7 protein-coding genes and 1 pseudogene are annotated in these 10201 nt (G+C 69.1%); 7 read left to right on the top strand and 1 reads right to left on the bottom strand.

Annotated elements, in window-relative coordinates; genetic code table 11:
* The 6 genes and pseudogenes from ACFYWX_RS47655 to ACFYWX_RS47630 form a co-directional block, all read left to right on the top strand.
* Positions 1-134: pseudogene (locus ACFYWX_RS47655) on the top strand (aromatic ring-hydroxylating dioxygenase subunit alpha); the annotation flags it as partial.
* A gap of 3 nt (positions 135-137) precedes the next feature.
* A complete protein-coding gene (locus ACFYWX_RS47650; protein ID WP_389431800.1) occupies positions 138-2426 on the top strand; it encodes an FdhF/YdeP family oxidoreductase in 2289 nt (762 codons plus the stop codon).
* A gap of 422 nt (positions 2427-2848) precedes the next feature.
* Positions 2849-4768 carry an ABC transporter ATP-binding protein gene (locus ACFYWX_RS47645; protein WP_389431799.1) on the top strand — a complete coding sequence of 640 codons (1920 nt, stop codon included), beginning with the start codon at positions 2849-2851 and terminating at the stop codon, positions 4766-4768.
* 453 nt (positions 4769-5221) lie between these two features.
* Positions 5222-6316, top strand: a complete 1095-nt coding sequence (locus ACFYWX_RS47640; protein ID WP_389431798.1) for a magnesium and cobalt transport protein CorA — start codon at positions 5222-5224, stop codon at positions 6314-6316.
* A 79-nt stretch (positions 6317-6395) separates the two neighbouring features.
* Positions 6396-6734 carry an ArsR/SmtB family transcription factor gene (locus tag ACFYWX_RS47635; protein WP_389431797.1) on the top strand — a complete coding sequence of 113 codons (339 nt, stop codon included), beginning with the start codon at positions 6396-6398 and terminating at the stop codon, positions 6732-6734.
* A complete protein-coding gene (locus ACFYWX_RS47630) occupies positions 6731-7444 on the top strand; it encodes a cation transporter (protein ID WP_389431796.1) in 714 nt (237 codons plus the stop codon). The genes ACFYWX_RS47635 and ACFYWX_RS47630 overlap by 4 nt, the downstream gene beginning before the upstream one ends.
* A gap of 433 nt (positions 7445-7877) precedes the next feature.
* Here ACFYWX_RS47630 and ACFYWX_RS47625 read toward each other — a convergent pair whose 3' ends face one another.
* On the bottom strand, positions 7878-8894 hold the full coding sequence (locus ACFYWX_RS47625; RefSeq protein WP_389431795.1) for a DNA-directed RNA polymerase subunit alpha: 1017 nt from the start codon (positions 8892-8894) through the stop codon (positions 7878-7880).
* A 764-nt stretch (positions 8895-9658) separates the two neighbouring features.
* Here ACFYWX_RS47625 and ACFYWX_RS47620 point away from each other — a divergent pair.
* The gene (locus tag ACFYWX_RS47620; RefSeq protein WP_389431794.1) at positions 9659-9871 is read left to right on the top strand and encodes a hypothetical protein; all 213 of its coding nucleotides are present in this window, start codon (positions 9659-9661) and stop codon (positions 9869-9871) included.
* The last annotated feature ends 330 nt before the right edge of the window (positions 9872-10201 follow it).

The raw sequence follows: 10201 nt of genomic DNA, 5'->3' as shown, positions 1-10201 counted from the left end.
GCTGCCAGCCGGCGATGAGCTCCCGGCTGTACGCCAAGGGCGGTGTCCTGGTGCCCAGCGAGCACCACATCGGAGAGTTCCACGACTGGGTGCAGGACCGCCTCGGCACCCCCTCGCGCGCCGCGGAGCGCTAGCCGATGCCTCGTAAGGCCCCCGCCGAGGACCCCGGCGACGACCGTCTGCGGGTGGGCCCGCCGAAGGACTACGCAGCGGGAATCTCCGCGGTCACCTCCTCGCTACGGCACGCCCACGCGCAGATGGGCGTCCGCCGCAGTCTGCTGACCCTGCTGAGTGTCAATCAGAAGACGGGCTTCGACTGCCCGGGGTGCGCCTGGCCGGAGCCCGAGCACCGGCATCGTGCCGAGTTCTGCGAGAACGGGGCCAAGGCGGTGGCGGAGGAGGCGACCCTGCGCCGGGTCACCCCGGAGTTCTTCGGCGAGCACCCACTGGCGGCGCTCGCCGAACGCAGCGACTACTGGCTCGGGCAGCAGGGACGCCTCACCCACCCCATGTACCGCCCCGCAGGGGGCGACCGATACCAGCAGATCTCCTGGGACGAGGCGTTCGCCGTCGTCGCCCGGGAGCTGGGCGGCCTGGACTCCCCGGACCAGGCCGCCTTCTACACCTCCGGCCGGGCGAGCAACGAGGCCGCCTTCGCCTACCAGCTCTTCGTCCGGCTCTTCGGCACGAACAACCTGCCGGACTGCTCCAACATGTGCCACGAGTCGAGCGGCTCCGCCCTGGTCGAGACCATCGGCATCGGCAAAGGCAGCGTCCGCCTCGAGGATCTGTACGAGGCCGACCTGATCCTCGTCGTGGGGCAGAACCCGGGCACCAACCACCCCCGGATGCTCTCGGCCCTGGAGACGGCGAAAGACTGCGGAGCCCGTGTCATCGCGGTCAACCCGCTTCCCGAAGCGGAACTCCTGCGGTTCAAGAACCCCCAGCGGCCCTCGGGCGTGCTGGGCGGCGGCACCCAACTGTCCGACAGGTTCCTCCAGATCAGGCTCGGCGGCGACCAAGCCCTCTTCCACGCCTTCAACCGCATGCTCCTGGAGGCGGAGGACGACGCTCCCGGCACGGTCCTCGACCGTGACTTCATCACCGCGCACACCCATGGCTTCGAGGAGTTCGCCGAGCAGGCCCGCAAGGCATCCTGGGACGACGTCCTGGAAGCCACCGGCCTGTCGGAACAGGAGATCAGGGAGGCGTTCCAGGAGGTCCTGGCCGCCGAGAAGATCGTCGTCTGCTGGGCCATGGGCCTCACTCAGCACCGCCATTCGGTGCCGACCATCCGCGAGGTCGTCAACTTCCTCCTGATGCGCGGCAATGTCGGGCGTCCCGGCGCCGGCCTCTGCCCCGTGCGCGGGCACTCCAACGTCCAGGGCGACCGGACCATGGGCATCCACGAGAAGCCGGACGCCGTCTTCCTCGACGCGCTCGGCGCGGAATTCGGCTTCGTGCCGCCGAGCCGCCACGGCCACGACGCGGTGGAGACCATCCGCGCCATGCGGGACGGACAGGTGCGGGTCTTCGTCGCTCTCGGCGGCAACTTCGTCTCCGCCGCTCCCGACACCGAGCTCACCGAGCGAGCAGTGCGCAACTGCGAGCTCACCGTGCAGATCTCCACCAAGCTGAACCGGTCCCACGCGGTGGTCGGCCGGCGGGCGCTCATCCTGCCCTGCCTGGGCCGCACCGAAACCGACCTTCGGCCCGCGGGGCCGCAATGGGTGACGGTGGAGGACTCCATGGGCATGGTGCACCTCTCGCGTGGGCGGCTGGCGCCCGCATCCGACGCCTTGCTGAGCGAGGTCGCGATCATCTGCCGGATGGCACGGGCGGTCCTCGGGGGCGAGCGCGTGCCCTGGACGGACTTGGAGGCGGACTACGACCTGATCCGCGACCGGATCGAGCGCGTGATCCCCGGCTTCGAGGACTTCAACGCGCGCGTACGGAAGCCGGGCGGCTTCGCGCTGCCCCACCCTCCGAGGGACGAGAGGCGCTTCCCCACCAGGACCGGTCTGGCCAACTTCACCGTCAACCCGCTGGAGGTGCTGCGCGTCCCGCAGGGGCGGCTCCTCCTCCAGACCATCCGCTCGCACGACCAGTACAACACCACCATCTACGGCCTGGACGACCGCTACCGGGGCGTCCACCAGGGCCGCAGGGTACTCTTCGTCCACCCGGACGACCTGGCCGAACACGGGCTCGCCGAGGGCGAACTCGTCGACATCGTCAGCGAGTTCTCCGACGGGGTCGACCGCCGGGCACCGGCATTTCGTGCGGTGGCGTATCCCACCCCGCGCGGCTGCTGCGCCGCCTACTTCCCCGAGACCAACGTCCTCGTTCCACTGGACAGTACGGCCAAGATCAGCAACACCCCCACGTCCAAGTCCATCGTGGTTCGGCTGGAACCGGCCCACTGACACAGGCTCTCAGTCGCCCCCGCGCATAATCCGCAGGACGGTGCCCCGCTACGAGTATGCCGCTCACCCCATCCTTTGAGCACGCCCGGGCGCGGTCGTCCAGGGAGCTGATCAGTTCCTTCTGATCGGTGCTCCGGCAGCGCCAGCACCACCACTTCGCTTCGCCGATCCCGGAGTCGAAGAACAGCCCTCGCCGGGAGTGTCCGCATCCCTCGCAGTGATACATGACTCGCCCGCTGTATCGCCGCTCATGCTGACCTTCCACCTTCTTGGCCGTGGTGCTACCGCAGGCTCACCACTGGATACGTCCGCTGCGTCCGTTGAACGCAGCGGTGTCCGGTTCTCACCCGTCCGCGGTAAATGCGTGGACTGAGTACCTCCCCTGACGGGACACTTCCGACTTCCGAACCTCTGGGAGTGTGATGGGGACGACAGACATGCGAGCGCCGACGCCGGGCAGGAGCGCGGTCGTTCTGGCACTGCGCCGCTACGGCCGGGAACTGCTGCGACTGCGACGGCTGGCCCTGCCCGCGCTGCTGCTGCCGGCCGTGGGCAACATCGGTATCCGCTACGTCGCCCCCCTGCTGATCGCCAAACTGGCAGGGCAGGCCGCCGACGACGGCGGTCTCACCCTCGCCTCGGCGCTGCCGTACGTGCTGGGCTTCGGCGTGACGCTGCTGCTCGCCGAGGCCGTGTGGCGGGTCGGGCAGCACTGCCTGAACCGCGTGGACGCCCTCGGCATGGAACACCTGTACGTGAGCGGCATGAATGAACTCCTCGCCAAGGACGCGGCATTCTTCCACGACAATTTCGCCGGCTCCCTGACCAAACGGGTGCTGAGCTTCGGCAAGCGCTTCGAGGACTTCGTCGACACGGTGACGTACCGGATCGTGGGCAGTCTCATCCCCCTGGTGTTCGGTGCCGTGGTGCTGTGGAGCTACGAACCGATGCTCGTCGCCGGCCTTCTTGTGATGATCGCGCTGACCGTGGTCGCCGCGACACCTCTGATCCGTCGCCGGCAGAGGCTCGTCAACGACCGTGAGGCGGCGATCGCGCGGGTCTCCGGGCACGTCGCCGACAGCCTCACGAACATGGAGACCATCCGGGCGTTCGCGGCCGAGCGGCGGGAGGCCGACGAACACCGCAGCCGTGTCGCGGACTCCCGGCGCCTGACGCTGAGGTCGTGGGACTACGGCAATCTGCGTGTCGACACCCTGATCGCCCCCATGTCCGTGCTGACCAACGTGCTGGGCCTGTTGGTCGCCATCGCCTTCGGCGGCCCGGGCCAGGGGGTGGAGGAGGTCGTCGTCGCCTTCACCTACTACTCCAACGCCACCCAGATCATGTTCGAGTTCAACCAGATCTACCGGCGTCTGGAAAGCTCGATGACCGAGGCCGCGCAGTTCACGGAGCTGCTGCTGGATCCGCCCACCGTGCTCGACCCGACGGAACCCGAACCGCTCGCACCGCGGGACACAGGCATCCGCTTCGAGGCGGTGACCTTCGCCCACGCGGGCGCGAAGCCGATTTTCCAGGCACTCGACCTGGACGTGCCCGCAGGCGCACGGATCGGTCTGGTCGGCAGGTCCGGCGGCGGCAAGACCACACTCACCCGACTCCTGCTGCGGATGTCGGACATCGACGACGGACGCATCCTGATCGGTGGTCAGGACATCAGCCGGCTGCGCCAGACCGACCTGCGCTCACTGATCGCCTACGTCCCGCAGGAACCCGCCATGTTCCACCGCAGCCTGCGGGACAACATCGCCTTCGCCCGGCCCGGCGCCACCGACGAGGAGATCCACGCCGCGGCCGCGGCCGCGCACGTCACGGAGTTCGCCGACCAACTCCCCGACGGCTTCGCCACCCTGGTGGGGGAGCGGGGAGTCAAACTTTCGGGCGGCCAGCGCCAGCGCGTCGCCCTCGCCAGGGCCATCCTGCGCGACGCCCCGATCCTGCTGCTCGACGAGGCGACCAGCGCGCTGGACTCGGAGAGCGAACTCCTCGTCCAGGACGCCCTGTGGCGGTTGGTGGACGGACGTACGGCCCTCGTGGTCGCCCACCGTCTGAGCACCGTCGCCGGCATGGACCGTCTCGTCGTCCTCGACCGCGGAAGCGTCGTCGAGCAGGGCACCCACGAGGAGCTGCTCACGGCGAACGGTGCTTACGCCAAGCTGTGGCAGCACCAGTCGGGCGGCTTCCTCGGCGAGAGCACCGAGTCGGCCCCCGGACTCCCGGTCCCAGGAGCCGGTCCCAGCGGGCTGCCCGGACCGGCCGACCCGGCGCCGGACGGGGACCGCAGGACGTCGTCGCACGCTCGTACGAGCACCGGGTCCACGTGACCGAGTCGGTCACGGACATCGTTGCGCGCCGGCGCCGTTGGTGAATTCTGAGGGCTGTCCGGGATGTCGACGTTCGCGATCCGTGTGACGCGGCGGTGCAGGGACGTCAGGTTGCTCTCCAGGGGCGAGGGCGGTTCGGCCGGCACCGCACAGGCGGCGCGGGCGAGGCAGTACCGGGCCGCCGACGGGCGCAGGGACGGCGCATCCTGCCGCGGTACCCCGCGCCGACCACCAGGAGGTCGTCGGCGCCCGGTCGGCGATCTTGAGGAGGGCCGGCCGGAGTGCTGCGTACGACCAGGCCCTGGAACGAAACCCGGGCCCGCGCTGCAAGGTGCGGGTGGCCGCGCGGCGGCCGCTGTGCCTGATTCCGGTCCGTTCGCCTCGGGTGTCGGCTCTGACCTTGGCCCTACCTCCTCCTGGCACACTGGCCTGACCTGGCGAAGGAGTACCTGTATGTCGATGGTCGGCAACCTGCGCAAAGTCGTCCGTCTCGCGCGGCGGGGACGGCGCGTGGACCTCAGCCACCCGGCCCGCTCCCCGCTCGGCTCCACCGTCGTCAACTGCGTCATCTACCGCGACGGCGTCCGCCAGGAGGCCGCTTCCACCGTCGAGGAATCCGTCGCCCGGGTGCGCAAGCGAGGCCACGGCTTCGTGTGGCTCGGCCTGCACGAGCCCACCGAGACGGAGTTCGCGCAGGTAGCCGAGCTGTTCGGCCTGCACCCGCTCGCCGTCGAGGACGCCGTCCACGCCCACCAGCGACCCAAAGCCGAGCAGTACGGCGACGTCCTGTTCGCCGTCTTCAAGACCGTCACCTACGTCGAACACACCGAACTGACCGCGACCAGCGAGGTCGTCGACACCGGCGAGATCATGGTCTTCACCGGCCCCGACTTCGTCGTCACCGTTCGCCACGGCCGCCATGGCTCCCTCGGCCCCTTGCGCGAGGACCTCGAAGCCCAGCCGGATCTGCTGGCCAAGGGGCCCTCCGCCGTCCTGCACGCCATCGCCGACCACGTCGTCGACGACTACGTCACGGTCGCGGACGCCGTCCAGAACGACATCGACCAGGTCGAGACCGACGTCTTCTCCCCGCACAGCCCGCGAAGCGCCGACGCCAGCCGCATCTACCAGCTCAAACGCGAACTCCTGGAGCTGAAGCGCGCCGTGGTCCCGCTCGCGCGCCCCCTCGACCGGCTCGCCACCGAACCCCGCGCTTGCGTCGACAAGGAGATACAGGCGTACTTCCGGGACGTCGCCGACCACCTCACCCGCGTCACCGAGCAGATCCATGCCTTCGACGCCCTGCTCGACTCCATCCTCCAGGCCCACCTCGCGCAGGTCACCGTCGCCCAGAACGAGGACATGCGCAAGATCACCGCCTGGGCCGCGATCATCGCCGTACCGACGATGGTCTGCGGCGTGTACGGCATGAACTTCGACCACATGCCCGAACTGCGCTGGCGCTTCGGCTACCCCCTCGTCCTCGCCTTCATCGCCACCGCCTGCTTTGTCATCCACCGCAGCTTCAAACGCAACGGCTGGCTTTAGCTCTTCACAACCGATGGGGTCCGCCGAGGTTCATTATCCACGATTACCTGAATTCAGGAGTTTATGTACTGTCGTGGATGTGCTGACTGTTACCGCCGACATCGACGTCCTGGCCAGGTTCGGACGCGCGCTCGCCGACCCGATCCGCTGCCGCATCCTGCTCGCCCTGCGCCAAGCTCCGGCCTACCCCGCCGACCTTGCCGAAGCGCTCGGCGTCTCCCGCACCCGGCTGTCCAACCACCTCGCCTGCCTGCGCGACTGCGGCCTCGTCGTCACCGCGCCGGACGGCCGCCGCACCCGATACGAACTGGCCGACCCACGTCTCGGGCACGCGCTGGACCACCTGCGTGCCGTCGTGGTGGCCGTCGCCACCGACCGCACCTGCGCCGACGCCGACGACAAGGGGTGTTGCGGATGACCGCGATATCCCTCGGGCCCTCCCCGGCCCGACGCGACGCGCTCGCCCGCCGGATACGCCTGCTGGTCGCCGCGACCATGACCTACAACGTCATGGAGGCGGTCGTCGCCATCACCGCCGGAGCTCTCGCTTCCTCCACCGCCCTGATCGGCTTCGGCCTCGACTCCGTCATCGAGGTCACCTCAGCCGCCGCGGTCGCCTGGCAGTTCTCCGCCCGCGAGCACGCCGTACGCGAGGCCCGCGAGAAGACCACCCTGCGCATCATCGCGCTGTCGTTCTTCGCCCTCGCCGCCTACGTCACCGCCGACGCCGTCCGCGCACTGGCAGGCACCAGCGAGGCCGAACGCTCCCTCCCCGGCATCGTGCTCGCCGCACTATCCCTCGCGGTCATGCCGTTCCTGTCCGCCGCCCAGCGCCGCGCGGGCCGCGAACTGGGCTCCGCCAGCGCGGTCGCCGACTCCAAGCAGACCCTGCTGTGCACATACCTCTCCGCCGTGCTCCTGGTCGGCCTGGTCCTCAACGCCACCCTCGGCTGGTCCTGGGCCGACCCCGTCGCCGCCCTCGTCATCGCGGCCGTCGCGGTCAAGGAAGGCCGCGACGCCTGGCAGGGCAAGAGTTGCTGCGCCCCGTCCGCCGCAACGGTTTCGGCTGCCGGCGCCGGGGCGGGCGACGCATGCGGCTGCCGACCTGGCTGTGACTGCTGCACCTGACCAGGGCTTCGGCGAGCATGACTGGGCCCGGGCCAGGTCCCGCCCCTGGCGCCGGCCGACCGCCGGCACTGCGTCATCGCGTGACGCAGTGTCAGCCGGCCCGAGGCCCGAACACCACGCTGTCCCCAGTTTCTCTGCGGCCGGCCGCCTGACGTACGCCCACGTGTGGTCGATGCCGGCCGGGGCCGCCTTGCGTCAGACCAGCTGGGGTGACGGGCACAGCAGCAAGCCCGGCAGCCGACGACCGTCGGCTGGCCGAGCAGCGGGGCGTACGTGAAGTGCCGGAGCTGCGCCGCTTTGCCGCCGGCTGCCTCTCACCAGGGTTTGTGCGCGGGCGCGGACCCGGCCGAGGCCGCCCAGCGGCCAGGTAACAGCGTGCAGGTTCTCCTGTCCCCGTGCGCGAAGTGTCTCTATGACCGGCGCAGCGCAGCGTTCAGTACTGCTCCGTCTCCACGAAACCCGCGTCCGCGTCGTCGTCCGCACCGAGCGCGGCGGCGGTCGGGTCGAATCCGGGCGGGCTGTCCTTGAGGCCCAGGCCCATGCCGGCCAGCTTCGCCTTGACCTCGTCGATGGACTTCGCACCGAAGTTACGGATGTCCAGGAGGTCGGCCTCGGAGCGAGCGACCAGCTCACCCACGGAGTGGACGCCCTCGCGCTTGAGGCAGTTGTACGACCGGACGGTTAGGTCGAGGTCCTCGATCGGCAGTACCAGGTCGGCGGCAAGGGCAGCGTCCGTGGGGGACGGGCCCATGTCGATGCCCTCGGCGTCGATGTTCAGCTCGCGGGCCAGACCGAACAGCTCGACCAGGGTCTTACCGGCCGACGCCATGGCGTCACGCGGACGCATGGCCTGCTTGGTCTCGACGTCGACGATCAGCTTGTCGAAGTCGGTGCGCTGTTCGACACGGGTCGCCTCGACCTTGTACGTGACCTTGAGAACCGGCGAGTAGATGGAGTCGACCGGGATGCGGCCGATCTCCTGACCGACCTGCTTGTTCTGCACGGCGGAGACGTAACCGCGACCGCGCTCGACGGTCAGCTCCATCTCCAGCTTGCCCTTGCCGTTGAGCGTGGCGAGGACGAGGTCGGGGTTGTGCACCTCGACACCGGCCGGGGGCGCGATGTCGGCGGCGGTGACCAGATCCGGGCCCTGCTTGCGCAGGTACATCACGACCGGCTCGTCGTGCTCCGAGGAGACGACCAGCTGCTTGATGTTGAGGATCAGGTCGGTGACGTCCTCCTTGACGCCCGGCACGGTGGTGAACTCGTGCAGAACGCCGTCGACGCGGATGGACGTGACCGCCGCACCCGGGATCGAGGAGAGGAGCGTACGACGCAGGGAGTTGCCGAGGGTGTAGCCGAAGCCCGGCTCCAGCGGCTCGATCACGAACCGGGAGCGGAACTCGTCGACGACCTCTTCGGTCAGGGACGGACGCTGAGCAATCAGCACGGGGTGTTGCCTCCAGTGGTTTGGCGTCCGCGGTGAGACGCCGTGGACACCACGAAGGGTACGGGCGATTCGGTCTCCGGTGGTCGCGCCGCACTTCCTCGTGGTGCACGGCGCCCGCAGCCTCGACTGCCTCACGGGATGAGCTTCAGCGCTCATCCCCGATGGCCTGACCCTGTACTCCGGTCCTTCGGGGTGGGCTCCTGATCGAGGTCGCACCGGGGATGGTGCGGCCGGAGCCCGCCGACGGCGAGTCCGGAGGGTGGTTCCGGGCAGGGACTTGTGACCGCACTCCACGGGCGACGCGGCTTGGTCATTGCAATACCTGTGGCCGGCGCAGTCGCCCTGGAACACGCAGGCGCCCAGGCCAGGGATGTGCGGATGTAGTCCTGACCGCACCCGGACCCCTGTCCGGGAGCACACTGGCTGCGCATGTGCGGAAGAGCGTCCCGAGAATTGTCAGGAGATCAATCCTCCACCAGGACGGTGCAGGCAACTACTCCGCCGGCCCTCAGCCAGGACGCACGGTCGAACGGGGGCTCGTCTTCTACGTCCTGACGCGTCCACCAGGATCACAACAGGAGCGCCTGCGCACAGTCACGTGAAGTCACGTCAGTCTGATGTGGCGTCGAAGCGGAGAAAGCCGTCCAGGTGGTGGTGGCGGCGAAGCCCGGTTGGGGTGCAGGGACGGTGGCGCGTGATCTCTGAAGTCTGGGGCCCTCGAACTCGAATCAACCCTGGCCATCTCGACTCTGGGCCCCGCAGTCATGAACGCCACCGCCCAAGCACAAGGCCACGCCGCGGCCAACACCTACTGGGTCAGCTTCTCGGTACCGACGCAGCACAGCGCCACCGCGCCGTCCGGAATCATCGCCCCCAACGGCGACTGGCTCGAGCGCTGCCCTGCAGACGGATCACCATCTGTGGGGGTCGTGGAGCTCGACAACGGTTCCGAGGCCGCCGCCGAATCAGTGACCTAAGCGCGTCTCTGGCGTCGCGAGTCGCGCTCGGGCCTCTACACCGGGCACCAGATGACCGATCCACGCAGCGAAGACCGAACTGCAGCCTTCTAGCGCAGAAGCAGAATCCGAGGGGTTCGCGCGTACGGGATGGCTCCCGGGCCGCGAACCCCTCGGATTCCGAGTTGTTGGGGCAACCGCATCATTGTCGGTGGCTGACCCCCGCACCTGCCGGGCGGCTGGTGTCGGAGACCGTCCTCGTGACCTGCTGCTTCTTCCGTTGCCTCATGGCGTGTCGGACATCGGAGCCGCAGCTTCGTGTCGATTCCTCGGCGGTCTGTCTTGATCGGA

It is taken from the genome of Streptomyces sp. NPDC002888 (assembly GCF_042888465.1).
In the GTDB taxonomy this organism is placed as follows: Bacteria; Actinomycetota; Actinomycetes; order Streptomycetales; family Streptomycetaceae; genus Streptomyces.
The sequence above is the reverse complement of the archived record's forward strand: the minus strand, read 5'-3'. Positions and strand labels throughout refer to the sequence as shown.